Here is a 26378-nt window from a genome sequence, read left to right on the forward strand (position 1 = left end):
CATCTTGCGACCTAAGGACATTAGTTACTCCGGCTCGAGCCCTGGGCGTGCTGTACGACAAGGTGAGCATCGTTACGAACCTGAACCTCCACCCTTGAAAGTCACACGACCTGAAGTACCGGGTTTAGATAACGCACAGATAGTTCGCTTAGACGTAACTATTGAAGGCACGATTCACTTACAAGAACATGCTTGACGGCAAACCTCAATCTTGGCCATATTGGTTTTCAGTAACTTTCCGCCCCCTCAACACACCTGCCACCGGAAGTTCATGTGCGGACTATCACCCTCCCACATGCACCCAAACGAAAGTCGCGGTGCGGGCAACGTATTCGAGCGGACGCTTTAACCAATAGACATCAAACAACCAAAAATGGAATTCCTATGCCTGACCTGAAGAACCAATACATCAACACTGCCAGAACGGTCGAAATTGGTAACCCTTCCTGGCAACTTGCGCAAAATTCCGGTCTGACTGACTTAAGCGTCAAGCATGTAGAGCATAGTCGCATGATGGATCAGAACGAGCACACGTTCATGAACATGTGCTCTTGTTCCTACCTCGGGTTGGAAATCGATCCGCGTCTGGCCCGGCGCGCGGCAGATTATGTGCTGCAAAGCGGCACCGTCAACCTGCCGACCTCACGCATCCGGATCCGCCTGAGGGAATTGGATGAACTGGAACAAGCAATGTCCGCTCATTTCAAGTGCAGCGCCTTTACCGCGACATCATGCAGCGCCGGGATTGTCGCCTCGTTACCCTTGCTGGCAGCCGGTATTTTTACCGACGGACAGCGCCCGTTCATGATTTTTGACAAACACGCGCATTTTGCCCTGAACCAGGTCAAGGCTGTTTGCGGGGATGAAACTCAAGTTGTCACCTGCAACCATAATGATGTCGAGTTCATTGAAGACATGTGCAAGCGCCACGCGTTGGTCGCTTATGTCGCTGACGGTGCCTACAGTATGGGCGGCAGCGCACCTATCGAGCGTCTTCTGCAACTACAGGATAGGTACGGTCTGTTTCTCTACTTCGACGACTCACACTCACTGAGTGCCTATGGTAATCGGGGTGAGGGTTACATCCGCACCTTCATGCCGGAGCTCAATCCACGGACGATGCTGGTGTACTCCTTGGCCAAGGCTTTCGGGGCCAACGGTGGCGGGATATTCATGTCCGAGCGCGCCAATTATCAGCAAGTATTCCGTCGCTTCGGTGGGCCGATGTCCTATTCACAATATGTCAATCCCGCCACCATCGGCGCCTCAATGGCTTCGCTGGAGATTCATCAGTCACCCGAACTGAGTGCACTGCAGAAGAAACTCAACGCCAATATCCAGCTGTTCGACAGTTTGTTCCCCACCGAACATGCCGGCTCCGGCTTGCCGATCCGCGTCATCCCGCTGGACAGCCCTGATATGGCGGTCGGCGTCTCCGAGGGCGTGTTCAAGCGCGGCTATTACACCTCGGCTGTTTTCTTCCCTATTGTCGCCAGGAACAAGTCAGGGCTGCGTGTGATGATGCGTGCCGACATGTCACATGACGATATCCGTGATTTCTGCGCCGCAGTTCGCGCCGAGGTTGAGCTGGCCCGTCAGGGCCTTCCGGTTGCCCATGGTTGAGCGTATGACGATGACACACCCTGTACCGAGAAGCCTGCTGTACTGTTCCGCACTCCATCCCGAGCAGTACGCAAAGAGTGCTTTGACAGATGTCATGGTAATCGATCTGGAGGACGGCGTTCCCCATGGGCAGAAAGCCCAGGCACGGGCATGTGTCGAGCAGTTCTATCGCTCGCACGTGCCGCAACGAACGGCGCTGCGCATCAATCCGTTGCGTGACAGCGAAGGGTTGCGCGACCTCTTGCTCATCCAGTCGCTCGAGCAGCGGCCTGAATTCATCGTGATGGCCATGACCGAAGCCGCTGCCGAGATCGAAGTGGTGCGGGCTAACCTGTGCCGTGACGGAAGAAGCCCGAAAATCCTGGTCACGGTGGAAACACCGGCCTGCATGCGGGGCATCTATGAGATCGCGTCCACAGCCGACGGGTTAATCTTTGGGTCTGCCGACTACGCTGCCAGCCTCGGCGTGCCTATTGGCGGCTGGAGCAACATCCTGCATGCACGGGGAAACATCGTTGCAGCGGCGAGCATGGCACGCATTCCCGCGTTCGACACGGCCTATTTCCATCTGGATGACGAAGAGGGGTTGATGAAGGAATGCCTGGACACTCTTGAATTAGGGTTCAGCGGCAAGACCGCCATCCACCCCAAACAGATAGCCACCATCAATACCGTTTTCACTCCCTCTGCCGAAGCCTACGAACAAGCCTTGGCGGTGGTGCATGCGGCACAGCACAGTGGCGACAAGATCACCCGGTTGAAAAATCTCATGGTTGGTCCACCGTTCGTGAAGCAAGCCAGGAAGGTGATTCAGCGTGCCCAAGAGCTGGGCCTCTAAGGAGAGAAGCATGGAAACCATGATTGCGGCGCATGAACAGATCGGCGCCAAGCGCTACCGCGAATCCTACGGCCTGCATTACGAAGAGTTCGTGGTTGGCGACGTCTTTGAACATCGACCGGGACGCATGGTTACGGAGCTGGATAACATCTGGCAGTCACTGGTCAACATGAACAATCACCCCGCGCACATCGATGGAGCCTACGCGCAGCGTACGGAATTCGAAAAGCTGCTGGTCAACAGTTCCATCACCTTGTCGATCGTCAGCGGCATGACGGTAGCGACGATGAGTGCACGGGCCATTGCCAACCTGGGTTGGGATGAAATACGTCTGCCAAACCCGGTCTTTGTCGGCGACACCCTTTACGCCGAGAGTGAGGTCGTCTCCAAGCGAGAGTCGCGCTCAAGGCCCACCCAGGGCATCGTCACCATCAAGGTCATTGGTCGCAAACAAAGCGGGATACCAGTGATCACCTACCTACGAACCTTCCTGGTACCCAAGAAAGGGCACTCCCAGGATTACCCTCTCGGTTAGAGGCCGCTGTCGCGAGCCAGGCCCGTCATGTAACAAGAAATCAGGGAATGATGCCATGAGCAGATTGGCTGTGGTTACCGGTGGCAACTCCGGTATTGGTGAAGCTTGTGCCTGGCGTTTTGCCAGAGAAGGATACGAGGTGGTTGTTTGCGGACGCCGAGAGGAGCGCAATGGTGAAGTGTGCGACCGCATTCGCCAGGCTGGCGGAGTAGCGCATGGCTATGCCGTCGACCTGCGCGACTCCCGAGCGCTGTTCGACTGCTTTCGCAGAATCGCAATCGATCACCCACCAGTCACATGCCTGGTAAACAGCATCGGTATCGAAGGCACGCCGTTCACTCGTACCGAGGATTATGACGACGCGGTGTTCGACGATGTCATAGCCTCCAATGTCAAGGCGCCCTGGCAGTGCATGAGGGCGGTTCTGCCAACAATGAGACTGGCGCGTGCCGGCAGCATCGTCAATGTCGCTTCCTTGGCTGGAATCCGTGCAAGTGCCACGGGCGGTTCGGCCTACTCTGCGAGCAAGCATGCGCTGGTGGGCATTACCCGTGCCACAGCCCGTGAGTATGCGCCGTTTGGGATCCGTATCAACGCGGTATGCCCGGCATTTGTCCGCACTCCGCTGTCGGAGGGCATCCTTGGAGATGATCTGGAATCGGTAGGAGGCTCCCACCCGATGAACCGTATCTGCGAAGCTCAGGAAGTGGCCAGCGCGGTGTACTGGCTGTGCTCGCAGGACGCGTCATTCGTGACTGGCATCGCGATGCCAGTCGATGGCGGCACTCAGGCATGAGTACCGCCGCCGCAAAAATTGCCAACCTCCTGGCGGAAGAAGCAACGGAACGAGGAAAAAGGCATGCTGCTGCTTAATCATCAGGACATCGAACAATGTGTCGATCTGCCAGGGCTTGTCCGAGCGCTGGAAGACGCCCATCGAGGGTTTTCATCAGTCCCTCCGGTGGTTCCGAAACGGCTGATGATCACTCATCAACGCGAGGGCGCATTCTCCCTGTTCATGCCGGCTTTGTTACCTGAACAACAAACCTTGGGCATCAAAGTGTCGTCGTTTCATCCCGGTAACAGTGGGCAGGGGTTGTCGTCTGTCAATGGCGCGGTATTGCTAATCGATCCAGAGACCGGAAGGCTGCTGGCAATGTTGGACAGTGCAGCCCTGACCGCTATCCGCACCAGTGCGATGAGTGCGCTGGCAACCGACAAATTGTGCCCGCGCGAACGGCTCAACCTTACAGTCATCGGTGCCGGAGCCCAGGCTGCGGCACATGTGAGGGCTATGGCTGACATTCGAGACCTGGGGCAGGTGCGGATCGTCTCACGACGCCTGGCACAGAGCACCTTGCTGGCCGAACGGTTGTCCACCGAGCTTCGCTTGCCTATCGAAGCGGTTGATAGTGTACCTATGGCATTGGCCGATGCGGACATCATCTGCACGACCACCTCCCACACCAGCCCGACCCCGCTGGTCACTTCGCAAATGCTCAAACCGCTCGTGCATATCAACGCTGTAGGTGGTAGCACGCTTGCCGCGTGCGAGATCGATCCCTACGTGCTGGCCGATGCCCTGGTTCATGTCGACCATCTGGACTCGGCTCGCCATGAATCCGCAGAGATAGCCCAGGCGTTGGCGTTGTCGGTGATCAGCGAGTGCGAGATTCGTCAGATCAGCACCTTGGTCATCGACCAGCCTGCCCCCCCTAAGCAGAAGTCAGGCTGGAGTTACTTCCGCAGCGTAGGGCATGCCAGTCAGGACATGGTGGTCGCCAACCGCATCTATGAGATCGCCAGGGCAAGAGGAATAGGTCGGTACTGCGATTATTTCAACAATCCAGACATGTCCATCGAGTGGTGCTGACCTGGCATGGAGACGGTTTTAGGAATAGGGAACCCCATGAATATATTGCTGATAGATTCCCCGAGAGTGAACTACGTTGATACCGGAGAATACCCCGAAGGGTCGACACAACAGGGCCACACCCTGGAGGTCACCTCGAACCCTTCGGACGAACAATTGGCGCGTGCCGACGGGATTATCGCCTTTCACGCGGTGGTCGTCGACGCCGCCCTGGTAGCCAGGATGCACCGCTGCCGAGTGCTGGTGAAGGCAACCATTGGCCTCGATGATGTTGACATCGAGGCCCTCAGCGCAAAAGGCATCCTCTGCTCGAACATCGGCTCGGTAGGCGCGCAAGAGGTCGCGGAACATGCCCTGGCGCTGATCCTGATGGCTCAGCGCAAGCTGCTGGATTTTGCCCGACATACCCGTGAGGGCGGCTGGAGTTGGCGTGACCATTCCGGCTCGATGAAGTCCTGCAGCGATACCGTGCTGGGGCTGGTTGGCTATGGTGCAACCGGTCAAGCCTTAGCCCGCAGGGCGTCAGTGCTCGGCTATCGACTGTGTTTCTACGACCCGAGGATCGAGGAGTGCCCCCAAGGGTTGGCGCAGCGAGTAACGCTGGAGGCGTTGCTCAAACAGGCCGATGTGATATCCCTGCACCTGCCTCTCACCCCCCAGAGCCTGCACCTGATGAACGATGCTCGCTTTGCGCAGGTCAAGCGTGGGGCAACACTGGTGAATACGGCGCGCGGCGGCATCATTGACTCCCAGTCCTTGCTGCGCGCCCTACAGTCTGGGGCGGTATCGATGGCATTACTGGATGTGGTGCAGGAGGAGCCCGCTGTACCCAGTGCACTGAGCGAGCATGAACGGGTGCTGATGACACCTCACGCAGCCTTCTATAGCGAACGCTCACTGGCAGAATTGAAGCGCAATGCGCTTCAGACAATGCTGGCATTGCTACGGGGGGACAAGGTCAAGACCTTGGTCAACCTCGATTGCGTCATCCAGGAGGCGAACAGATATGCCTGAGATGAAACTCGCCAGCCTTGAACCTTCACGGTCAGGACTGCCCGCCTGGTTCGACATCACGATTGGCACCAGCATACTGCAGTATGGTCAGCGCCTGGCCACACGCGAACTGCTCGTCAATACCTTGGGCAACATCGTCGTGCGCAGGTACTGTCCTCACTGGAAGCGTGAGGTGATGTATACCAAGCACCTCGGCCTGTCGCTCGAGGAATCCGGCCTGGAGCACCTGGCCGTACTGGATATGCAGTCCGATGAGCTGTTGCACGGGCTCTGCCGCCCCAGCCTGGGGCATCAGATGCATCGCGAAATCATGCGTTGCCGGCCCGATATCCATGCCACAGTGCACCTGCATCCTGATGATGTCATCGCTTTTTTTTCCGTCATGCAATGGCGTCAGATGAAGTACGTGTCGAACGACACCGCGCTGGTCATGGGCAAGCCGCCCTGCATTCTTGGCGAGGGTGTAAATGTCGAACTTGACGTCAGCGCCATCGGCCGATGTGCAGGCGCCACCAACTGCATTGTTATGCCTGGCCACGGCATCACCAGTTTCGGTCGCGACCTCTCGGAGGCCTACCATCGCGCCGTGGCATTCGTCGCGGAAATTCGTCGGTTGATCACCTGTCAGCAGTTGTCGGCGGCAACCGGAAAACCGGTTTCATTTGCCAGTGAAGACGAGGTGCAACACATGTATGAACTCGGCGAGCAGGTCATCTATGGGAGTGCGCGTACATGAAAATTAATACACATGTTCTCCGATCGGGCCTGTGGAAGGCGCCAGAGCGAGATCTAAACTGCGTCTTGCTGGACTTGAACGAGAACCAGTTTCTGCAACCATTTTTTGCGCGCTTCATTGCGACACAGCTCCAGCCAAAGGACCTGTTCACCTATCCAAACTACCTGCCCCTGCTCAGTGAGTTGGCCACTTACTGCAATGTGCCCATGCAGCATGTACTGTTGACCAATGGTGCGGATCAAGCCATCGACCTGTTGTTGCGATTGCTGTTCGCACCGGGTGATCGTGTCGTCATTCCTTCTCCAGTGTTCTCTTTCTACTACCAGATGCTCGACATCAACGGTGTTACGCCAGTCGTCGTGGGGTTCGAAAAACAAGCACAAGATTTCGTGCTGCCCATCCCAGCTGTGCTCGACGCCTTGTCAACAAGTCAGGGCTTGATCCTCTGCAACCCCAACAATCCGCTGGGGGTGCGGTTGGAGCAGGAGCAATTGCAGATACTGGTGCAAGCCTGCGTCAGGCAGAACAAACCGGTCATTGTTGACGAGTGTTATTACGAATACCTTCAACAGTCCTGTCTGGATACATTCAGCGGGGTCAAGCACTTGTTCGTCATTCGCTCATTCTCCAAGTACTTCGGACTTGCCGGACTGCGTCTGGGGTACGTGGTCACACACCCTGATTCGGTGCGCGAACTGTTGAAAGTAAGAGGCCCCTGGGACATCAATCACGTCGCGGTAAAAGCCGCGCTGTACTGTTTGCGTAATCAAGATGATTTGCGCCGGGCCCATGAAAGCCTCGATCAGATCAAGGCAGAGATTATCGAGATATGCCGTGCTCACAGGATCGTGGTGTTCGGCAGCGACACCAACTTCCTACTGTTGCAGGATCAAGACGATGGCTCTCTGGCACGCGCCTTTGCCGAGAGCAATATTCGCGTGAGCGATTGCTCCGGGTACCCACATAGTTTCGGCCTGCTGCATAACATGCTGCGCGTAGCAATACCAGCGAAATCGGATCTCAAGGTATTCCTGATGGCGTTGATACGTGGGGCTGGCAGCGTGGCAGGCTGGGGGGATGTGAAACTGGCTGTTCGGTAATGTTCACAGCACAGTGCAATGGTTTGCCAAGCGCGTACAGACTTAGGATGCAATGAATGAAAGGACGTCACCAGTACTCGTTGATCAAGGAACTCTACAAGAACATGCCGCGCGGTATGCCAATGGACCTGTCAGCACTGCAGAAAATCGGAATATCCAATCAGCGTGCTGCCGACTATGCAAAGAGCGGCTGGCTGACGCGTGTTGCCCACGGTGTCTATGTATTTCCTGGCGAATCGCTGAACCTGCCATCAGCGCTTTCCTATCTCGCCATGCAAATAGAGGGATTGCATATAGGGGGTTACAGCGCACTCCTAGGCCACGAGTGCACGCCCCTGGTGCTGTGGGGAGACATGCGCGTGAGCTTGCCGCGGTGGTTTTCCGAGCGTTTTCCCGTGCGCTATACCCATGCCCGCCTCTTCGATTGGGAGGGCTCAAGCATGCCTGAACAGGCATTGATGGATACGGGGCCAGCACTGGGCGGCATCAAATGCTCCACACCAGAGCGTGCGTTGCTGGAAATGCTTTACGAAGTGGGCGGAAAGCAATCGCTGGAGGATGCCTATAGTGCGTTTTCTCAAGTCAAGGTAATGTACCCAGACATCGTCGGTGACCTGCTTCAACGCTGTACCAGCGTAAAAGCCAAGCGTCTGTTCCTGAAATGGGGGCGCGAATGCGGTCAGTTCAACGTCGACACAGTGCTCAGTCAGTACCGTATTCCGGTGGGCAGTAACAGTCGTTGGATCACACGGCTCAAGGATGGATCGATGTTATCTTTGAAACCCTACGGATAGGGATGCCTAGCGCTATGAAGCACATTTTGCTACTTGATGTGGGTAACCAGTTTTACCGCGAGTTTGCCTTGGCCTCCCTGGCACGTCAGGCGCCGGTGATACTGGTGGGCAAAAGCCTGCCCGAATGGGCCAAGCAGTACATAACCTATTGGGTAGACATTGACCCGGAGCAGGTTGACGAAATTGCCACCCAGGTGAAAGCCCTCGGTGTCGATCTGCTTCTGGTGGTTACCTACTACGAATTCTACGTCGAAGCGGTCGCCTCGCTATCCACTCGTTTTGGGTTGCGCGGCAATAGCCTGAATACTGCCCGGTTGAGCCGCGACAAGCGCCTGATGCGTGAAGCTTTCTCTCGACAAGGCGTGTCCTCCCCCCTCTCACTGCTCACCCGGACGGATGGGGAAATAGTCGCGGCCGCACGGCAGATCGGTTTCCCGGTAGTCATCAAACCCAGAAAACTGGCGGGCAGTATCGGTGTCGTGCTGGCAGATACAGAGCAAGCACTTCAAGCTGCCATCGTGGCCAGGCAGACCAGCGAAAAACTGATGCGCACCCATAGCGCGGTAATGGACGAGACACTGGTGGAAAGCTATGTCGATGGCCCGGAAATCAGTGTCGAATGCGTGGTGGCCCAAGGTCGCGTAAATATCGTAGCCGTGACGCAGAAGCACCTCGGCCCGGCACCTTATTTCGAGGAGGTCGGTCACCTGGTCTCTTTCGAGCCGGGTGGGCAGGATCTGCCACCGACGGTTGAGAGCTTGGTAATTGCCGCCCATCAGGCGCTGGGCGTGGAGTGGGGAATCACACACACGGAAATCCGACTGGGCAGGGATGGCGCGAAAGTTATCGAACTGGCAACCCGCGCCGGTGGTGATCAGATCCTGAAACTGGTACAGCTGGCCAGCGGCCTGGACATGTTCAAATTGCTGGTTGACAGTTACCGGGATGTACCGCTGGATCTGCGACCCACTCACCATCGGGTGGCTGCCATCGACTTCGTCTACCCGTCCCACGCCGGGGTGCTGGACAGGGTGCATACGGCCGAGGTCGCACTGCCCGCAGGCGTAACGTCGCAATTGGTCGTCGAAGCTGCCACCGGCCGCACCTTGAAGCTGCCGCCGGATGCCTTTCTTGATCGAGCCGCGTTCATCATTACCCAGGCAGATACGGCGCACGAATGCCGTGCAGCAGGCACTACGCACCTTCGTGGCACTAAGGTGATCCTCAAGTGAGCAGGTTTTTGAAGGGGGTCGGGCTATCTCCGACGATGCGCAGCATCATCGTGCTTCGTCTGCTTTTCGTCATGGCCAATGCGTTGGGGCCATTCGCAGCCCTGTTTTTCAGCCGCCACTACCTGCTCGATGGCTCGGCAGTAGCGCTGGTCATAACGCTGGTATCGGCTTTCTACCTGACGGGCAACTTGTTGGGAGGGGCATTGGCCAGCCGCTGCTCCTATCGTCCGCTATTGCTGGGCACATCCTTGTGCTCGTCGATCTTTTTGTTGCTCGCGATGTTGTTCAACGCGCCGTCAACATCCATAGCCATGGTCCTGATGTTCATACTGTGCGCCGGCGTGATCACGCCGGTGTTCAGCATGCTGACTTCGCTGGCGGCGAACGACGACAACCGTATTGCATCCTTCGGCTACCTGCACCTGGCCAGCAACTTGGGAGCCGCACTGCTGTTCGTCATCGGCGGGTATCTACTTGGTTTGCACAGTCATTACCTGATGGTGTTCGCCGTCGGCGTCAGCATTGCATGTTTCCTGGCGAGCGTTTTCCTGACGCTGCCTGAGCGACAAATTTCTACGCACGCAACACGACGCGGGATCATACGCAACATGGTCAACATACCTAAGATCGTGCTCGTCGCCGGCGCTCTGTTTTTTTCTTTGTCGATATTGGATGCCCAGCGTGAGTATCAGCTGCCATTGTGGCTCGATGATATTGCGGTTGACAGTGCAGCGAGCACTTTCGCTGCGGTGGGCATCGTCAACGCTCTGCTGGTCATCTTGATCACGCAGCCCCTCATAGCGTTGACTTCTCGACTCAGCCCACTCACCAATCTAGCAGTTGCAGGAGTCTTCTACGGTATCGGATTTGGTGCATACGCATTTTTCGAGCATACCGTATGGATTCTGTCGTTTGTGCTCTTCTGGACGATGGGTGAAATTCTCGGCATCACCCATATCACCGCGTTGATTTCCCAACAGACATCATTGCAGACCCAAGCTAGCCTATTTTCACTGATTCCCATTTTGCTCGCGCTCGCCAGGATGGTCTCGGTGGGACTGGGCGCCTCCTTGATCTCCCACGTCGGATTTACATTGAGTTGGAGCCTCTACGGACTGCTGGGGCTGTTGCTCGGAGGTATCTGCTTGTTGCTGGGTCGGGAAGCCATTGCTTCACAGGCTTCATCCCCTCGAGGCAGTTGAGCCAGGAGGCTCTTTTCAGACATCAAAAGGAAGAGGTGCTTTCAGCATGAGCGAGACAATGGCGCAGGACCTGTACGAGCGTTTGTATCGTGGCAATCCACCCTTGGTCAAAACTCGGAATTTCGACGATATCGACGTCACGACCAACAACGTGATCTTCGTATTTCTAATACTGGTCAACGGTTATCAGTTTCTCGTTGCCCCCCTGCTAATCTCGATAAACTCATGGTTCATTTTGACCCTGTTGCCCACCTTGCTGTTCTCTTCGACCACTGGCGTCATGGTTCATGAGGCAATACACGGTCTGCTGCACCCGGCCCCCGGAAGAAACCGGCGTATGGGCCAGGTGATGGCGGTGTTCATGGGCATTGCCTACGACCTGCAACGCTTCGATCATCTGCGGCATCACCGCATCAGTCGCACCGAGCATGATTGCGACGAAATCTATATTGCCCCGGGCCGATCGACACGCAAGATCATCAATTATTACTACCGCAAATTAATTGGTGCGTATTGGCACGACTTCGTACTCACCACGATCGTTTGTTTCTTGCCGACCCGTTTCATCCATCCGCTGATGAGTTTCATCTACGGCTCGACTGTAGTGCCTTCAGACCATTCGGCGCTGTCCATCACTCTGCGCAACAGGAAATTGAATGCTCTGCGCACCGAAGGTGCGTGCACCTTGCTGCTGCTGGCCTGCAGTGCTTTCCTGTACAGCGTCAATTGGTGGGTTCTGGTGATCCTCTATTTGCTCAGAGCATTCATACTCACTGTGCTGGACAGCTTTGCACACTACCAGACACCCATCAATGATTCCTTGTTTGCGCGAAACGTTAAGGTCCCGCTATTTTTTGAGCGAGTGTGCCTGATGAACTTCAACTACCATGGCGCCCATCATATTTTTCCTACAGTGCCATGGGATAAAATCCCACACTATATGCGGAAGTTCGAGCCGAATTTCTGCTTGATTACTCACGGTGGTCTGGTACGTTCGCTGAAAGCCAAGTACAAGCCGCCTCGTGCCTTCAGCGCGTGGCCTCGTGGCTGGCTGGCGGGAGGACGCAAAGAAGCAATGCGCGTTGCAAGTCCAAATGCTATGAATGTGCCACAAGCGCTTCCACTTGTAGAAAGTGTTCATCACGACTAAGCCGTCTCTTACAAGAACGTGTGAGCCGAGCGAATGACTGTCGTTCGGCGCTAAAACTATCGAGGAATCCCTATGCGACAGCAGTATGATCCCGCCTGGGTTGAAAGCACGGCACAGGCCGAATGGCGTGACCGCGAGGTATTCAAGGCTACCGAAGACGAGCGTCGACCAAAGTTCTATGCCTGTTCCATGCTGCCCTACCCTTCCGGCAAGTTGCACATGGGCCATGTGCGCAACTACACGATCAATGACATGCTGGCCCGCCACTTGCGAATGAAGGGCTACAACGTCCTTATGCCGATGGGGTGGGATGCGTTCGGTTTGCCGGCGGAAAACGCTGCGATGCAGTCGGGTGTATCGCCTGCTCAGTGGACACGGATGAACATTGCCGACATGAAGTCGCAGATGCAGCCGCTCGGGCTGGCATTCGACTGGTCACGGGAAATCGCCACCTGCGATCCCGAGTACTACAAGTGGAACCAGTGGTTCTTCTTGAAAATGCTGGAAAAGGGCGTGGTCTACAAGAAAACCCAGGTTGTCAACTGGGATCCTGTTGATCAAACCGTACTGGCCAATGAGCAAGTCGTCGATGGTCGCGGCTGGCGATCCGGCGCGCTCGTGGAAAAACGCAAGATTCCCGGTTACTACTTGCGCATTACCCAGTATGGCGAGGAACTGCTGTCAGCCATCGATACCCTTGAGGGTTGGCCAGCTATGGTGCGTACCATGCAACGTAACTGGATTGGCAAGGCCAGTGGAGTGCGCCTGGCATTTGGCCACGCAATCAAAGATGCACACGGTCAGTTGATCGACGAGGGCAAGCTGTGGGTGTTCACCACGCGTGTCGATACGCTGATGGGCGTGACATTCTGCGCCGTTTCCCCGGAGCACCCGCTGGCCAGGCGCGCCGCCGAACTCGACCCACGACTCGAGCCGCAGGTCCAGTCATATCGCCAGACAGCGCAAGCCAGCCCTGCTGCCGGCGCACAAGCGAAGCTCGGCATCCCCAGTGGTTTGCACGTTGAGCATCCCCTGACCGACGAACCGATCGCGGTGTGGATCACCAACTACGTACTCAGCGAATATGCAGAAGGCGCCTTGATGGGGGTACCGGCCCACGACGAGCGCGATTTCGACTTTGCCCGCCAGTATGGTTTACCCGTGCGGCCTGTGATCACGACCGATGGCGTTCCCTATGCCCCTGAGACATGGATGGAGCACTACAGCAGCCGGGAAGGTCACCTGATAAATTCAGGTACCTATGATGGCCTCTCGGTGGAACTAGGGGCCTTGGCGATTACCAATGCCTTGGCCGAGCGTGGGCGCGGCGAGCAAGCCACCGCCTGGCGCCTGCGTGACTGGGGAATATCTCGGCAGCGATACTGGGGAACCCCGATTCCGATCATTCATTGCGAACACTGTGGCGATGTTCCAGTCCCCTACGCGGACCTGCCCGTAGTTTTGCCAACCGATTGCATTCCCGATGGAAGTGGTAATCCGTTGCTGCAGCATGCGGCATTCCGCAACGTCGCATGCCCAAGTTGCGCCGCACCCGCGCTACGGGAAACGGACACCATGGACACTTTCGTCGATTCAAGCTGGTATTTCATGCGCTACTGCGACCCTGACTGCCACACTTCGATGGTCGGGCCCGGCAATCGCTACTGGATGCCCATCGACCAGTACATCGGAGGCATCGAACATGCGGTGCTGCACTTGTTATACGCCCGCTTCTGGACCAGGGTGATGCGCGACGAGGGCTTGGTGGACTTCAGTGAACCGTTCAAGAATCTGTTCACTCAGGGCATGCTGCTGCGAGAAAGCTACTACCGCAAGGCCGAGGACGGTAGCAGACGCTGGTTCTACCCTTCGCAAGTGTCGGTTCACTACGACGAAAAAGGCCGTCCAATCAGCGCGACAGCGATCGAGGATGGCTTGCCCGTCACCCTGGGTGGCGTGGAGAAAATGTCTAAATCGAAGAACAATGTGGTCGAGCCCAAGGACATTATCAACAGATTTGGTGCAGACACTGCCCGATTGTTCACCATCTTCGCCGGCCCACCTGACCAAAGCACGATCTGGAGCGACAGCGGTGTCGAAGGGGCCTACCGGTTTCTGCGTCGCCTCTGGAGTTTCGCCGTTGACGAGCAGACGCGCTCGAATGCAGGTAGCGACTTGACGGTGGACGCCGCACAAGCCAGGCGTGTGCGCTTCATGACCCACAGCTTGCTGCAGCAAATCAATAACGATTACGAGCGGATGCAGTACAACACCGTAGTATCAGGCGCGATGAAGCTGCTCAAAGTGTTGGAGGGTGCCCATGGCGCCGGACGCCAGGTCTGCCGGGAAGGCATGTCCATTCTCTTGCAAGTACTGCATCCTGTAACACCGCATATCTCCCAGATACTCTGGGAGAACTTGGGGTTCGCCGGCGCAATCTACGACAGCGCATGGCCGACCCCAGACAGCGATGCCTTGAAGCAGGACGAAGTGAAGATGATGGTACAGGTCAATGGCAAACTGCGCGGGGAAATTCTGATCCAGTCCGATGCCGACCATGACGCGATCCGTGTCCAGGCGCTGTCCGATACAGCGTTGAGTAAACATCTTGAAAGCATCGAAAGAATGATCGTGGTACCTAACCGACTGGTAAACTTTATCGTCTGACCTTTAGCTTGAACTCTGAAAACCATAAAGCCGGTATTCCTCGCGAAATACCGGCTTCTTCGTTCTGCCTCGACGGGCGATTCCGGAAAGGCCTTGAAGAATGGCTATCCGCCTCGCTTGCCGACCCAGCGAAACTAGCCGTCACTTCGATAGCGCAAACGTAGTCAGAGCATGCTTGGAAAACGCCGTAGGTGAAATGAGGGAAATCCGTCGAGGGAGCTGGCTCACCCCGCGACAGAGCCGTTACACACCACTGTTGCACCCCTGTCTCAACCAGTCTCAGTGTGCAACATGATCTGTGCACATAACGTTCGCTGTGCTTCGTTAACTCTTTGTCCTTAAACAGGTTGCTCAGGGAAAAAGTCATTGGCACGGCCATTGCCCAGCCCTGTTCCCCCCCCCAATGACAAGAGGCACCGCCCCATGCATTCCGAACTGCCCATCCTCCCCGCCACCCGCGCCTTCCTCGCGCGCACGCTGAAGATGCGCATCGGCGCCGACTGGCAGGATGCCGCCAGCGGACGCACCATGACCTTCCGCAACCCGGCCACCGGCGAGGTGCTTGGCGAGGTGCCCGCCGCCGCCTCCGAGGATGTGGACCGGGCGGTGCAGGCCGCGCGCCTGGCCTTCGACGCCTCGCCCTGGAGCCGACTGCGCCCCCGCGAGCGGCAGAACCTGCTGTGGCGCCTGGCCGACCTGATGCAACGCGACGCCCAGGAACTGGCCGAACTCGAATGCCTGAACAACGGCAAGAGCGCCGCCGTTGCCCAAGTGATGGACGTGCAGCTGGCCATCGACTTCCTGCGCTACATGGCTGGCTGGGCAACCAAACTCGAAGGCAGCACCGTCGAGCCATCACTGCCGCTGATGCCCAACGACGAATTCCACGGTTTCATCCGCCGTGAAGCCGTGGGCGTGGTCGGTGCCATCGTCGCCTGGAACTTCCCCCTGCTGCTGGCCTGCTGGAAGCTCGGCCCGGCCTTGGCCACCGGCTGCACCCTGGTCCTCAAGCCCGCCGACGAGACCCCGCTGACCGCCCTCAAGCTGGCCGAGTTGATCGACGAAGCCGGCTACCCGGCCGGTGTGTTCAACGTGGTCACCGGCACCGGCCTCGAAGCCGGCGCCGCCCTCAGCCGCCACCCCGGTGTCGACAAGCTGACCTTCACCGGCTCCACCGAGGTCGGCAAGCTGATCGGCAAGGCAGCCATGGACAACATGACCCGTGTCACCCTGGAACTGGGCGGCAAGTCGCCGACCATCGTCCTGCCCGATGCCAACCTGCAGGAGGCCGCCGCCGGCGCCGCCACGGCGATCTTCTTCAACCAGGGCCAGGTGTGCTGCGCGGGATCCCGGCTATATGTGCACCGCAAGCATTTCGACAACGTGGTCGCTGATATTGCGGGCCTTGCCAACGGCATGAAGCTGGGCAACGGCCTGGACCCCTCGGTGCAGATGGGGCCACTGATCTCGGCCAGGCAGCAGGAACGGGTTACCGGCTACATCGACCTGGGCCGGGAACTGGGCGCCACCATTGCCTGCGGTGGCGAGGGCTTTGGCCCAGGCTACTTCGTCAAGCCGACGGTGATCGTCGATGTCGACCAGCGCCATCGCCTGGTACAGGAAGAGATCTTCGGGCCGGTGCTGGTGGCCATGCCGTTCGACGATATCGACGAAGTACTGCGCATGGCCAACGACAACCCTTATGGCCTTGGTGCGAGCATCTGGTCCAACGACCTGGCGGCGGTGCACCGGATGATTCCGCGTATCAAGTCCGGGTCGGTGTGGGTCAACTGCCATAGCGCGCTGGACCCGGCGCTGCCGTTCGGTGGCTACAAGTTGTCTGGCGTAGGGCGCGAAATGGGGGCGGCGGCGATCGAGCATTACACCGAGTTGAAGTCGGTGCTGATCAAGCTCTGAATCCGCATTGTCCCTGCGATCCAGATCGCGGATGAATCCGCTCCTACAGGGTACCGAGGGCGCGCAACCATGGTGGTACGTTGCAACCGGTGTAGGAGCGGATTCATCCGCGATGCGCCGCGCGAGCGGCGCTCGATTTCGAAACCGCTGCATGACGCTCGCCCGGCAGTTGGCCGCCCCGCTGATCAACAGCGCCCTCTGCCAACCGTCTACCGCGGCTCACTCCTGGTGCTGTTGCTGCTTCCACAACGCCAGGTTCTGCGCCAGCCACTGCTCGGGCAACGGGCTGGCGACGATCTCCTGCATCTTTTCCGCCATTTGCTTGCGCAGCGCCGGCTGGTTGCAGGGTACATTGCGCGACAGCGCCAGGTACAGACCCTCGCTGGAAACCGGCGGGTCCAGTACTTCCAGGCGCTTCTCCATGCTCTGGGTCTCGGCCAGCGCCATGCCGGGGTAGCGTTCGTAGATCACATAGTCGTTACGCTTGAGCAGCAGCTTCTGGAACGCCTGCGCCGCGCTGGGCACCGCCTCGAGATTGAGGTTGGCCCGGGCGTAGTCATCGAACTGCTGGCCATAGCTGTTGTTGACCAGCGTGCCCCCGCTACGCCCTTTCAGATCCGCCCACCCCGAATAGTCAAAGCCATCGCCCTGGCGCACCCAGACCACACTGGGGGTGTTCAGGAAGGCGGGCTTTATGAAATCCATGACCTGCTGACGCGCCCGAGTCAGAAAATACCCAGCGAGTATGTCGATGCGCCCGGTGCGCACCTCCTCCTGGGCCCGTGACCAGGGACCGGCGTACACCACATCGACCACCAGCCCCAGTTCTTCTGCCAGGTGCTTGAGCAAGTCGGCGTTGGCACCGATCAATTGCCCGGGATTGTGCGGATCTCGCCAGAGATACGGGGGGTACTCGGGGTTGCCCGTCGCCTTCAGGTGCCGGCAGTCATCCGCCGCCTGCACGCCCATGGCCGTCAGCGCCAGGACCAGGCACAGTGACCGGCCCATATTACGTCCGCTCATTTGCGACCCTCGGCTCATTGGACATTCGTTGGAAGTGAGTGGACGGGGTCCAGTGCCTCTCAGGGCACAAATGGCACATTTTGCACGACAAATGGACACTAGCCACTCCCCACAGGCGCCTCAGTGCTGCGGTACATCGTCACGCTGCGCCACGGTGGCGAAACGGCTAAGCTGAACAGGCCAATTTCATACAGGCCCGGGGCCTGTCCAACAAAGGTTTCGACATGACCGACAGACCTGCCTCCTGGCTATTGCTCTGCACCCTCGCCCTGGGCTTGGCCATTGCCGCGGGCTGCTCCAGCAAAGCCCGTTACGCAACCGCCAACGCCGGCTCCAACTGCTATGCCAAGGCCATGCCCAGCAACGGTGAAGGTGGCCTGGCCTTCGGCAACACCCTGGCCATGGCACGCAAGAAGTCCATGGACAGTTGCATGCGCTATGCCGGCCGCTCCGGCGGCACGCCTGGCACTTGCCAGGTGGTGCTCGCCCAGTGCAAGCGCTAGCTCAGCGCCTTCACCGCCTCGTCGATCAGGTTCGCCACATCACCCGCCCTTGATGCCAGGGAGGCATGGCTGGCATCCAGCGTGATGACCTTCTTCGCTTTCAATCGATCAGCCATCTTGCGCTGGTTGTCCGGGTGGATCATGTGGTCGGCGCTGGAGATCTGGTACCAGGACGGCTTGTGCTTCCACGCCGGGTTGCTGATGGTGTCGCCAAAGGTGCTGGCCAGTGGCGCCTTCTGTGTTACCCCCATGACCAGTCCATCGTCCTTCGGCAGATCCTGGCAGAAGCTTTCATGGAACTTGTCGGCCTTGAGCCATAGATAGCCATCACTGTCCGGCGCCAGGTTGGGTGCTGCGGCTGGCAGATGCTCCTGGGTGATAGCACCCGGGCTTTCGCCCGCGTCCGGCGCGAACGCGGCAATATAGACAAGCCCCTTCACATTGGCCGCATTGCCCGCCTCGGTGATGACCGCACCGCCATAGGAGTGCCCCACCAGCACCACCGGCCCCTCGATCTGCGCGACCACCTTGCGGGTGCGCTCGACATCGTCGGCCAAGGACGTCAGCGGCATCTCCACGGCGCGCAGGCCGCTGTGCCCCTTGCGGTCCAACTCGACGATCACCCGCCCCCAATGGGCGGCCCCGCCCCAGAAACCGTGAACCAGGACAACGGTAGGTTTGCTGCTCATGAAGGCATTCCCTCGTAGGGTGGCATGGCTGGAAAGTGGGTGCGTCACACCCGTCGAAACAGCATAGGCGAGTGGTGCAATGGCGATAGATCAAAGCCATTGGCCGCCGCCCGCGCTCATTACCAAAGCCGCTGGATTCGCGTGATTCGATCCTAAGCTTGACGTATACGTAAACCTGGCTTTAGGTTATCCCCATTCCACCCGCCGAGCCCCAGCATGACCAGCCAGACCTACAGCATCTCCGACCTCTCCCGCGAACTGGACATCACCACCCGCGCCATTCGCTTCTACGAGGAGCAGGGCTTGCTCAGCCCTGAGCGCCGTGGCCTGGAACGCATCTATTCGGCCCGCGACAAAGTCACCCTCAAGCTGATCCTGCGCGGCAAGCGCATCGGCTTCTCGCTGGCCGAGTGCCGCGAGCTGATCGGCCTGTACGACCCCACCGGCGGCAACCTCAAGCAGCTCAACAGCATGCTCGCCAAGATCGCCGAACGGCGCGCGCAGCTGGAGCAGCAGATGCTCGATATCCAGCAGATGCACCTGGAGCTGGACACCGCCCAGGAGCGTTGCGAGCAAGCCCTGGCCGCCACCCTGAACCAGCAGCACCCCAACCGTTGACCCGCCACAGGAACCCCGCCATGTCATTGCCAGAAAAAGTCCGCCTGGTCGAAGTCGGCCCGCGCGACGGCCTGCAGAACGAAGCCCAGCCCATCAGCGTCGCCGACAAAGTGCGGCTGGTGGACGACCTCACCGATGCAGGGCTCGGCTATATCGAAGTGGGCAGCTTCGTTTCGCCCAAGTGGGTACCGCAGATGGCCGGCTCCGCCGAGGTGTTCGCCGGCATCGAGCAACGTCCAGGTGTCATCTACGCGGCGCTGGCGCCCAACCTGCGCGGTTTCGAGGATGCGTTGGCGGCTGGCGTGAAGGAAGTGGCGGTGTTCGCCGCCGCCTCCGAGGCGTTCTCCCAGCGCAATATCAACTGTTCGATCAGTGAAAGCCTCAAGCGCTTCGAGCCGATCATGGAAGCGGCACGCAACCACGGTGTGCGGGTGCGCGGCTATGTGTCCTGCGTGCTCGGCTGCCCTTACGAAGGTGCGGTCCAGGCCGAGCAGGTCGCCCCGGTCGCCCGCGCCCTGCACGACATGGGCTGCTACGAAGTGTCGCTCGGCGACACCATCGGTACCGGTACCGCCGGCGCTACCCGCCGCCTGTTCGAGGTGGTCGCGGCCCAGGTGCCCCGTGGGCAACTGGCCGGGCATTTCCACGACACCTACGGCCAGGCCCTGGCCAACGTCTATGCCAGCCTGCTCGAAGGGATCGCGGTATTCGACAGTTCGGTGGCCGGCCTGGGTGGCTGCCCTTACGCCAAGGGTGCCACCGGTAACGTGGCGACCGAAGATGTGGTGTACCTGATGCACGGCTTGGGTATCGACACCGGCATCGACCTCGACCGCTTGATCGCCGCGGGTTTACGGATCAGCGAAGTGCTCGGCCGTGCGACCGGTTCGCGGGTAGCGCGTGCGCGAGGCGCGCACTGAGTCATACAGGTGTCACGCAAGTGTGGGTGGAGTGTTACCGCCCACGGGGCGCCTAGGAAAAAATCGGGTAACAGGGAAACAAATCGAGAGAATTTCACCCTGATGATTTCTTGTTGTTTCTATCAAGCCATTGATTTTGAAGGATTTTCAAAAGTTGGCACGCCACCTGCTTTGTCTCTGGTACAACAAGAACAAAAAACGCGACACCCAATAAAAACAATAGAGAACGGCTCTGACATAACAAGAACAACACGGCAGAGGCGTAGCAAGCAGATTTTTTTGGAGTCGACGTGCTTTTCAGGGGCTCGCCCCGCAACCGGACACAGAACAATAAAACTACCTGCAAGGTAGCGGCAGTCACGGTTGGATCACGTTGGATGAACGCAGGTCAGCGCTCAAAAAAATACGTTTGCTCTTGGCCCCGGGTAGGGGCCCTGCGGTACCGAGGCAAAGGCTGACAAAAACAACAACAGGCCCGTCTCCAATAATAATAAAAGAGCAGGCAACAACGCTTTGAGGGGAGCTTCGGCTCCCCTCAGTGCTTCCTGCCTTCTTCATCTTCAGATTCCCCTCGCGCTCCCCCTCCACCTTCTCCACCAGCACCGTGCTGATCAATGCCGTGGCCTCACGCCCCAGGCCTGCATGCTATATCCCCATATTTGCCACGACCAAGGCCAGCCGGCTTGCCGGCGAAGCAGGCAACACGGTGGCTGGCACCGGCCATGCCGGTATTCGCCGGCAACGCCGGCTCCTACAAGAAGCGTTCATGTTGCTGTGGCCCTCGTGTGACCGGCGCAGGTGCGGTAGATAGCCGCAGGTACCTGCTGGTAAACCCTCAAGGTTGCGTAGTTCGAGGGGTTGACGCTGGACGTCAGGCATCTGATATGGTTTTTATCGACCTACCTGAGTCTGTGCTGCAAACAGATCGGACGCCATAGTGCCCAGGCCTGATCGAGGCCTGATGAGCGATGAACCATGAGCGATAGAATCCCCTTCCGAGTCATCGAGATTGCCCCTGCCGCCGCCAACAAGAGCAAAAGCCAGGCGGACGGCAGCATTCACACCCGCAGCTTCACCGGCTTCTACCGCACCCTGCGGGTCGCCTTCGCGGGCCTGTTGTTCGCCCTGTTCTTCGGCACGGCATGGTTGCAGTGGAATGGCCGCCAGGCCGTGCTCTGGGACCTGGCCGAAAGCAAATTCCATATCTTCGGCGCGACATTCTGGCCCCAGGACTTCATCCTGCTCTCGGCGCTGCTGATCATCTGTGCATTCGGCCTGTTCGCCATCACCGTATTCGCCGGCCGGGTCTGGTGCGGCTACAGCTGCCCACAGAGCACCTGGACCTGGCTGTTCATGTGGTGCGAGAAAGTCACCGAGGGCGATCGCAACCAGCGCATCAAGCTGGCCGCGGCCCCCTGGGGCTTGAACAAGCTGGCCCGACGCACCCTCAAGCATGGGTTGTGGCTGGCGATCGGCGTGGCCACCGGGCTGACCTTCGTCGGCTACTTCACCCCGATCCGCCCGCTGGCGCAGGAACTGTTCACCTTCGAGCTCAGTGGCGTGGCACTGTTCTGGGTGCTGTTCTTCACCGGTGCCACCTACATCAACGCCGGCTGGATGCGCGAGGCGGTGTGCATGCACATGTGCCCCTATGCCCGCTTCCAGAGCGTGATGTTCGACAAGGACACCCTGGCGGTGGCCTACGACCCCAGCCGCGGCGAGTCCCGCGGCCCACGCAAGAAAGGCAGCGACCCGCGCGGCCAGGGGCTGGGCGATTGCATCGACTGCACCTTGTGCGTGCAGGTCTGCCCCACCGGCATCGACATCCGCGACGGCCTGCAGATGGCCTGCATCGGCTGCGCCGCCTGTATCGACGCCTGCGACGGGGTGATGGACAAGATGGGCTATGCCCGCGGCCTGGTCGGCTACAAGTCCGAACATAACCTGCAGGGTGGCAAGACCCACTGGCTGCGCCCTCGCCTGCTGGGCTACGCGACCGCGCTGGTGGTGATGATCGGCGCGCTGATAGTCGCCCTGCAGATGCGCCCGATGGTGTCGATGGACGTGATCAAGGACCGTGGCCTGTTCCGCGAGAATGCCCTGGGCCAGATCGAGAACATCTACCTGCTCAAGATCATCAACAAGACCCCGCAAACCCAGCACTATCGCCTGCGCCTGTTGGACGCCGACGGCTTCGAACTGCACGGGCGCACCGAATTCTCTATCGCGCCGGGTGAAATGAGCGAGCTGCCAGTGTCGGTGGCGATGCTCGCCGATCGCCCGGCCAGCAGCTCCCAGGAGCTGGCCTTCGAGATCCAGGATAGCGATCAACCCGGCGTGCGCAGCGTTGCCACGAGCCGCTTCGTGGCGCCGATGAACCGCTGATCCCTTACACTGCCCCTCACCTTGCCTGCAGGTTGCGACAGATCACTACAATGAAACGCTACGAACGATTCGCCGACGACATTGCCGAACTGATCCGCTCCGGGGTGCTCGGCCCCGGCCAGCGCGTGCCTTCGGTACGTTATGCCAGCCAGACCCACGGCGTCAGCCCGTCCACGGTGTTCCAGGCCTACTACCTGCTGGAACGCCGCGGCCTGATCCGCGCCCGGCCGCGCTCAGGCTACTTCGTCAATGCCCACGCCCCACGCCCGTTCAACGAACCCCAGGCACAAGCGCCGGTCAGCGAATCCACCGATGTGGATGTCAGCGGCCTGGTGTTCTCCATTCTCGACTCGATCAAGGATCCGCACACCGTGCCGTTCGGCTCGGCGTTCCCCAGCCCCACGCTGTTTCCCCTGCAACGCCTGGCCCGTTCGCTGGCCAGCGCCAGCCGGGCCATGGACCCGCGCGTGGTGGTCACCGACCTGTCGCCGGGCAACCCGCAACTGCGCCGGCAGATCGCCCTGCGCTACATGGTCGGCGGGCTGATGCTGCCGATGGAAGAGCTGCTGATCACCAACGGTGCGCTGGAGGCACTGAACCTGTGCCTGCAGGCGGTGACTCAGCCCGGCGACCTGGTGGCAATCGAGGCACCGGCCTTCTACGCCTGCCTGCAAGTGCTCGAGCGGCTCAAGCTCAAGGCCGTGGAAATCCCGGTGCATCCACGCGAAGGCATGGACCTTGGCGTGCTCGCCCAAACCCTGGAAAAACATCCGGTCAAGGCCGTGTGGTGCATGACCAACTTCCAGAACCCGGTGGGCGCCAGCATGCCGGAGGCGAAGAAGCAGCAACTGGTCGAGCTGCTGCGCCGCCACCAGGTGCCGCTGATCGAAGACGATGTCTATGCCGAGCTGTACTACTCGCAGCAGGCACCGAAGCCGGCCAAGGCCTTCGATACCGAGGGGCTGGTGATGCACTGCGGCTCGTTCGCCAAGAGCCTGGCCCCAGGCTACCGCATCGGCTGGGTCGCCGCCGGGCGTTTCGCGCAGAAGATCGAACGGCTCAAGCTGATGACCTCGCTCTGCGCCTCGATGCCGGCCCAGGCAGCCATCGCCGACTACCTGCAACACGGCGGCTATGACCGCCACTTGCGCAAGCTGCGTTATGCACTGGAAGGCCAGCAGGCCAACATGCTCGCTGCCATCGGCCGCCACTTTCCGGCGCAGACCCGCGTCAGCCAACCTTCCGGCGGTTACTTCCTGTGGCTCGAACTGCCCGAGCAGATGGATGCGCTGAAGCTGTTCCACATGGCCCTGGCCCAGGGCATCAGCATCGCGCCGGGGCCGATCTTCTCGCCGACCCGACGCTTCGGCAACTGCATCCGCCTCAACTACGGCAGCCCCTGGGGCGATGGCCCCGAGCAGGCCATGGAAACCCTCGGACGGATCGTGCGCTCGTTCTAGCCGCCGACGGGCCGGCAGGCTACAGTGGGGCCTCGCCCTCCTGCGGACTCCTGCATGCCCGAACGTGAAATCAAGGCATTGCGTCAGCGCAACGCCGAACTCGAGAATCGCCTGGCCCAACACCGAGGCATCGACGACAGCCTGTACCGTTTTCTGTTCGACACCATGGACGAAGGCTTCTGTGTCATCGAGTTCTTCGACGGCCCCCATGGTCCGCTCAGCGACTACATCCATATCGTCGCCAACGCCGCCTACGCCCGCCACGCCGGCATCCCCAACGTGGTCGGGCAGAAGCTGCGGGAAATGGTGCCGGACGAGGCCGACGGCTGGGTCGCCCGTTACGGCGAGGTGTTGCGTACCGGCCAGCCGTTGCAGTTCGAGCAGGAACTGGTGGCCACCGGCCGAGTGCTGTCGGTCACCACGTTCCGTATCGAACCCGCCGAGCGCAACCAGGTGGCCGTGCTGTTCCAGGATGTCACCGAGCGACGTCGCGCGGAAACCGCGCTGCAACAGCTCAACGACCATCTCGAGCAGCGCGTGGCCGATGCCCTGGCCGAACGCAGCCTGTTCGCCGAACTGGTCGAACGCAGTGTGGCGCGGGTACAGGTGGTTGACACTTCGCTACGTTTTCTTGCGGTGAATGCACGCGCGGTAAAGGACTTCGAGTTTCTGTTCGGGCGCACGGTCAAGGCCGGCGACAGCCTGGCTGACTGTCTGGCCGGTTTTCCAGAGGAGTATCGGCGCTCAGTGGCGTTCTGGCGTCGAGCACTGGCGGGCGAAAGCTTCATCGAGGCAATCGAGTATGGCCGCGGGGATCGCCAGCGGCATTTCGAACTGCGCTTCAACCCGCTGCGTGATGCCCGAGGCACGATTATCGGCGCTTACCTCTTCGTCTACGACATCAGCCGTCAGGTCAGCGAGCAGCAGCGCCTGCAGGAGGCCGAGGAAGCATTGCGCCAGGCGCAGAAGATGGAAGCCGTCGGCCAGCTCACCGGCGGCATCGCCCATGACTTCAACAACCTGCTCGGGGGTATCCTGGGCGCCCAGGAGCTGGTTCGCCAACGCTTGGAGCAAGCGCGCCTGGACGATATCCCGGCCCTGCTCGACACTGCGGGCGATTCCGCACGACGAGCCGCGGCCCTGGTGCATCGATTGCTGGCATTTTCGCGTCGCCAGACCCTGTTGCCACAGGCCACCTCGGTCGGCGCGCTGATCCTCGATATCGAGGAACTGATCCGCCGCAGCGTGGGCCCGGCCATCGCCGTCCATGTCAGCTGCGCCCCGGACCTGTGGTCGACGTTCATCGACCCACCGCAACTGGAAAGCGCCCTGCTCAACCTATGCATCAACGCCCGCGATGCCTTGCCCGGTGGAGGGCGAATCGAGATTCGTTGTGAAAACCTGTCGATCGGCACAGAACGCGCCACCGCACTGGACCTCGTGGCGGGTGAATACCTGCAACTGAGTGTCGAAGACAATGGTCGCGGGATGTCAGCGGAAGTGGTCGAGCGGGCCATCGACCCGTTCTTCACCACCAAGCCGCTCGGCCAGGGCACGGGGCTCGGGTTGTCGATGGCCTTCGGTTTCGTGCGTCAGTCTGGTGGCCAGTTGCAGATCCAGTCGACGCTGGGAGCAGGCACACGGATCGATCTCTACCTGCCCCGTCACCATGAAATGCCCAAGGCAGCGGAAGTCCACTCGATGGCAGAAAGGCTGGCGCACCCAGGCCGGGCGCGGATCCTGCTGGTCGAGGACCAGGCCGCGCTACGCCTGGTCATTGGCGAGGTGCTCGATGAGTTCGGGCATGACGTGAAAGGCGTTGAGCACGGTCCGGCCGCGCTGGCGCTACTGGAGCACGGCTTCGTACCGGACCTGCTGATCAGTGATATTGGTTTGCCAGGCGGCCTCAACGGGCGTCAGGTCGCCGAGGCCTGCAGAGCCTTGCATCCGGACCTGCCGGTGCTGTTCATCACCGGCTATGACGAGAGCGCGGCGCTCAGCGACGGCCAGTTACCTGCGCGCACCGCCGTATTGCGCAAACCGTTCGAACTGCCGGCCATCGCCGACCTGGTCGCGCAGTTGCTGGCGGCCGGGTAACC

22 protein-coding genes are annotated in these 26378 nt (G+C 59.6%); 20 read left to right on the top strand and 2 right to left on the bottom strand.

Features of this window, described 5'->3' with window-relative positions; all coding sequences use genetic code 11:
- The first annotated feature begins 384 nt into the window (after window positions 1-384).
- The 14 genes from JYG34_RS14240 to JYG34_RS14305 all read left to right on the top strand — a co-directional run bounded on the left by JYG34_RS14240 (window position 385) and on the right by JYG34_RS14305 (window position 16681).
- Window positions 385-1623: an aminotransferase class I/II-fold pyridoxal phosphate-dependent enzyme gene (locus tag JYG34_RS14240; protein ID WP_213657048.1), complete on the top strand. Its 1239-nt coding sequence runs from the start codon at window positions 385-387 to the stop codon at window positions 1621-1623.
- 4 nt (window positions 1624-1627) lie between these two features.
- On the top strand, window positions 1628-2461 hold the full coding sequence (locus JYG34_RS14245; RefSeq protein WP_249746166.1) for an HpcH/HpaI aldolase/citrate lyase family protein: 834 nt from the start codon (window positions 1628-1630) through the stop codon (window positions 2459-2461).
- A gap of 10 nt (window positions 2462-2471) precedes the next feature.
- Window positions 2472-2996 carry a MaoC family dehydratase gene (locus JYG34_RS14250; protein WP_213657049.1) on the top strand — a complete coding sequence of 175 codons (525 nt, stop codon included), beginning with the start codon at window positions 2472-2474 and terminating at the stop codon, window positions 2994-2996.
- A gap of 55 nt (window positions 2997-3051) precedes the next feature.
- Window positions 3052-3792 (top strand): SDR family NAD(P)-dependent oxidoreductase, encoded by a 741-nt coding sequence (locus JYG34_RS14255; protein ID WP_213657050.1) that lies wholly within the window; start codon window positions 3052-3054, stop codon window positions 3790-3792.
- 63 nt (window positions 3793-3855) lie between these two features.
- The gene (locus tag JYG34_RS14260) at window positions 3856-4869 is read left to right on the top strand and encodes an ornithine cyclodeaminase family protein (protein ID WP_213657051.1); all 1014 of its coding nucleotides are present in this window, start codon (window positions 3856-3858) and stop codon (window positions 4867-4869) included.
- A 36-nt stretch (window positions 4870-4905) separates the two neighbouring features.
- Complete coding sequence (locus tag JYG34_RS14265) at window positions 4906-5883, top strand: NAD(P)-dependent oxidoreductase (protein ID WP_213657052.1); 978 nt, start codon at window positions 4906-4908, stop codon at window positions 5881-5883.
- Entirely contained in the window at window positions 5876-6619 is a 744-nt protein-coding gene (locus JYG34_RS14270) for a class II aldolase/adducin family protein (RefSeq protein WP_213657053.1), read from the top strand. The genes JYG34_RS14265 and JYG34_RS14270 overlap by 8 nt, the downstream gene beginning before the upstream one ends.
- 65 nt (window positions 6620-6684) lie before the next feature.
- The gene (locus tag JYG34_RS14275; RefSeq protein WP_249746167.1) at window positions 6685-7719 is read left to right on the top strand and encodes a pyridoxal phosphate-dependent aminotransferase; all 1035 of its coding nucleotides are present in this window, start codon (window positions 6685-6687) and stop codon (window positions 7717-7719) included.
- A 56-nt stretch (window positions 7720-7775) separates the two neighbouring features.
- Window positions 7776-8513 (top strand): type IV toxin-antitoxin system AbiEi family antitoxin domain-containing protein, encoded by a 738-nt coding sequence (locus JYG34_RS14280; RefSeq protein WP_213657055.1) that lies wholly within the window; start codon window positions 7776-7778, stop codon window positions 8511-8513.
- A 14-nt stretch (window positions 8514-8527) separates the two neighbouring features.
- Window positions 8528-9745 (top strand): ATP-grasp domain-containing protein, encoded by a 1218-nt coding sequence (locus JYG34_RS14285; RefSeq protein ID WP_213657056.1) that lies wholly within the window; start codon window positions 8528-8530, stop codon window positions 9743-9745.
- A gap of 35 nt (window positions 9746-9780) precedes the next feature.
- The gene (locus JYG34_RS14290) at window positions 9781-10947 is read left to right on the top strand and encodes an MFS transporter (RefSeq protein ID WP_213657057.1); all 1167 of its coding nucleotides are present in this window, start codon (window positions 9781-9783) and stop codon (window positions 10945-10947) included.
- 46 nt (window positions 10948-10993) lie between these two features.
- Window positions 10994-12097 carry a fatty acid desaturase family protein gene (locus JYG34_RS14295; RefSeq protein ID WP_213657058.1) on the top strand — a complete coding sequence of 368 codons (1104 nt, stop codon included), beginning with the start codon at window positions 10994-10996 and terminating at the stop codon, window positions 12095-12097.
- A 72-nt stretch (window positions 12098-12169) separates the two neighbouring features.
- The gene (gene leuS, locus JYG34_RS14300; RefSeq protein WP_213657059.1) at window positions 12170-14764 is read left to right on the top strand and encodes a leucine--tRNA ligase; all 2595 of its coding nucleotides are present in this window, start codon (window positions 12170-12172) and stop codon (window positions 14762-14764) included.
- 423 nt (window positions 14765-15187) lie between these two features.
- Window positions 15188-16681 (top strand): aldehyde dehydrogenase family protein, encoded by a 1494-nt coding sequence (locus JYG34_RS14305; RefSeq protein WP_213657060.1) that lies wholly within the window; start codon window positions 15188-15190, stop codon window positions 16679-16681.
- A gap of 219 nt (window positions 16682-16900) precedes the next feature.
- On the opposite strand, the gene JYG34_RS14310 is transcribed toward JYG34_RS14305, so the two are convergent.
- Window positions 16901-17704, bottom strand: a complete 804-nt coding sequence (locus JYG34_RS14310) for a substrate-binding periplasmic protein (RefSeq protein ID WP_213657061.1) — start codon at window positions 17702-17704, stop codon at window positions 16901-16903.
- A gap of 224 nt (window positions 17705-17928) precedes the next feature.
- Between JYG34_RS14310 and JYG34_RS14315 the strand changes: the two genes are divergently transcribed.
- Entirely contained in the window at window positions 17929-18207 is a 279-nt protein-coding gene (locus tag JYG34_RS14315; protein ID WP_213657062.1) for a hypothetical protein, read from the top strand.
- On the opposite strand, the gene JYG34_RS14320 is transcribed toward JYG34_RS14315, so the two are convergent.
- Entirely contained in the window at window positions 18204-18896 is a 693-nt protein-coding gene (locus JYG34_RS14320) for an alpha/beta hydrolase (protein WP_213657063.1), read from the bottom strand. The two genes, JYG34_RS14315 and JYG34_RS14320, sit on opposite strands and share 4 nt — an antisense overlap.
- A gap of 216 nt (window positions 18897-19112) precedes the next feature.
- Between JYG34_RS14320 and JYG34_RS14325 the strand changes: the two genes are divergently transcribed.
- From JYG34_RS14325 to JYG34_RS14345, 5 genes are all read left to right on the top strand, one after another.
- Window positions 19113-19514: a MerR family transcriptional regulator gene (locus JYG34_RS14325; RefSeq protein ID WP_011534144.1), complete on the top strand. Its 402-nt coding sequence runs from the start codon at window positions 19113-19115 to the stop codon at window positions 19512-19514.
- 20 nt (window positions 19515-19534) lie between these two features.
- The gene (locus tag JYG34_RS14330; protein ID WP_213657064.1) at window positions 19535-20434 is read left to right on the top strand and encodes a hydroxymethylglutaryl-CoA lyase; all 900 of its coding nucleotides are present in this window, start codon (window positions 19535-19537) and stop codon (window positions 20432-20434) included.
- Window positions 20435-21409: 975 nt separating this feature from the next.
- On the top strand, window positions 21410-22819 hold the full coding sequence (gene ccoG / locus JYG34_RS14335) for a cytochrome c oxidase accessory protein CcoG (RefSeq protein WP_213657065.1): 1410 nt from the start codon (window positions 21410-21412) through the stop codon (window positions 22817-22819).
- A gap of 50 nt (window positions 22820-22869) precedes the next feature.
- Window positions 22870-24279, top strand: a complete 1410-nt coding sequence (gene mapR, locus JYG34_RS14340) for a GntR family transcriptional regulator MpaR (protein ID WP_213657066.1) — start codon at window positions 22870-22872, stop codon at window positions 24277-24279.
- A gap of 54 nt (window positions 24280-24333) precedes the next feature.
- Entirely contained in the window at window positions 24334-26376 is a 2043-nt protein-coding gene (locus JYG34_RS14345; RefSeq protein WP_213657067.1) for a PAS domain-containing protein, read from the top strand.
- Window positions 26377-26378: the final 2 nt, after the last annotated feature.

It is taken from the genome of Pseudomonas entomophila (assembly GCF_018417595.1).
Classification (GTDB): Bacteria; Pseudomonadota; Gammaproteobacteria; order Pseudomonadales; family Pseudomonadaceae; genus Aquipseudomonas; species Aquipseudomonas entomophila_C.

Excerpts from the sequence above, each read along its gene's own strand:
- JYG34_RS14240 (WP_213657048.1), top strand. The coding sequence starts at position 385 with ATGCCTGACCTGAAGAACCAATACATCAACACTGCCAGAACGGTCGAA.
- JYG34_RS14245 (WP_249746166.1), top strand. The coding sequence starts at position 1,628 with ATGACGATGACACACCCTGTACCGAGAAGCCTGCTGTACTGTTCCGCA.
- JYG34_RS14250 (WP_213657049.1), top strand. The coding sequence starts at position 2,472 with ATGGAAACCATGATTGCGGCGCATGAACAGATCGGCGCCAAGCGCTAC.
- JYG34_RS14255 (WP_213657050.1), top strand. The coding sequence starts at position 3,052 with ATGAGCAGATTGGCTGTGGTTACCGGTGGCAACTCCGGTATTGGTGAA.
- JYG34_RS14260 (WP_213657051.1), top strand. The coding sequence starts at position 3,856 with ATGCTGCTGCTTAATCATCAGGACATCGAACAATGTGTCGATCTGCCA.
- JYG34_RS14265 (WP_213657052.1), top strand. The coding sequence starts at position 4,906 with ATGAATATATTGCTGATAGATTCCCCGAGAGTGAACTACGTTGATACC.
- JYG34_RS14270 (WP_213657053.1), top strand. The coding sequence starts at position 5,876 with ATGCCTGAGATGAAACTCGCCAGCCTTGAACCTTCACGGTCAGGACTG.
- JYG34_RS14280 (WP_213657055.1), top strand. The coding sequence starts at position 7,776 with ATGAAAGGACGTCACCAGTACTCGTTGATCAAGGAACTCTACAAGAAC.
- JYG34_RS14285 (WP_213657056.1), top strand. The coding sequence starts at position 8,528 with ATGAAGCACATTTTGCTACTTGATGTGGGTAACCAGTTTTACCGCGAG.
- JYG34_RS14290 (WP_213657057.1), top strand. The coding sequence starts at position 9,781 with ATGCGCAGCATCATCGTGCTTCGTCTGCTTTTCGTCATGGCCAATGCG.
- JYG34_RS14295 (WP_213657058.1), top strand. The coding sequence starts at position 10,994 with ATGAGCGAGACAATGGCGCAGGACCTGTACGAGCGTTTGTATCGTGGC.
- leuS (WP_213657059.1), top strand. The coding sequence starts at position 12,170 with ATGCGACAGCAGTATGATCCCGCCTGGGTTGAAAGCACGGCACAGGCC.
- JYG34_RS14305 (WP_213657060.1), top strand. The coding sequence starts at position 15,188 with ATGCATTCCGAACTGCCCATCCTCCCCGCCACCCGCGCCTTCCTCGCG.
- JYG34_RS14310 (WP_213657061.1), bottom strand. The coding sequence starts at position 17,704 with ATGAGCGGACGTAATATGGGCCGGTCACTGTGCCTGGTCCTGGCGCTG.
- JYG34_RS14315 (WP_213657062.1), top strand. The coding sequence starts at position 17,929 with ATGACCGACAGACCTGCCTCCTGGCTATTGCTCTGCACCCTCGCCCTG.
- JYG34_RS14320 (WP_213657063.1), bottom strand. The coding sequence starts at position 18,896 with ATGAGCAGCAAACCTACCGTTGTCCTGGTTCACGGTTTCTGGGGCGGG.
- JYG34_RS14325 (WP_011534144.1), top strand. The coding sequence starts at position 19,113 with ATGACCAGCCAGACCTACAGCATCTCCGACCTCTCCCGCGAACTGGAC.
- JYG34_RS14330 (WP_213657064.1), top strand. The coding sequence starts at position 19,535 with ATGTCATTGCCAGAAAAAGTCCGCCTGGTCGAAGTCGGCCCGCGCGAC.
- ccoG (WP_213657065.1), top strand. The coding sequence starts at position 21,410 with ATGAGCGATAGAATCCCCTTCCGAGTCATCGAGATTGCCCCTGCCGCC.
- mapR (WP_213657066.1), top strand. The coding sequence starts at position 22,870 with ATGAAACGCTACGAACGATTCGCCGACGACATTGCCGAACTGATCCGC.
- JYG34_RS14345 (WP_213657067.1), top strand. The coding sequence starts at position 24,334 with ATGCCCGAACGTGAAATCAAGGCATTGCGTCAGCGCAACGCCGAACTC.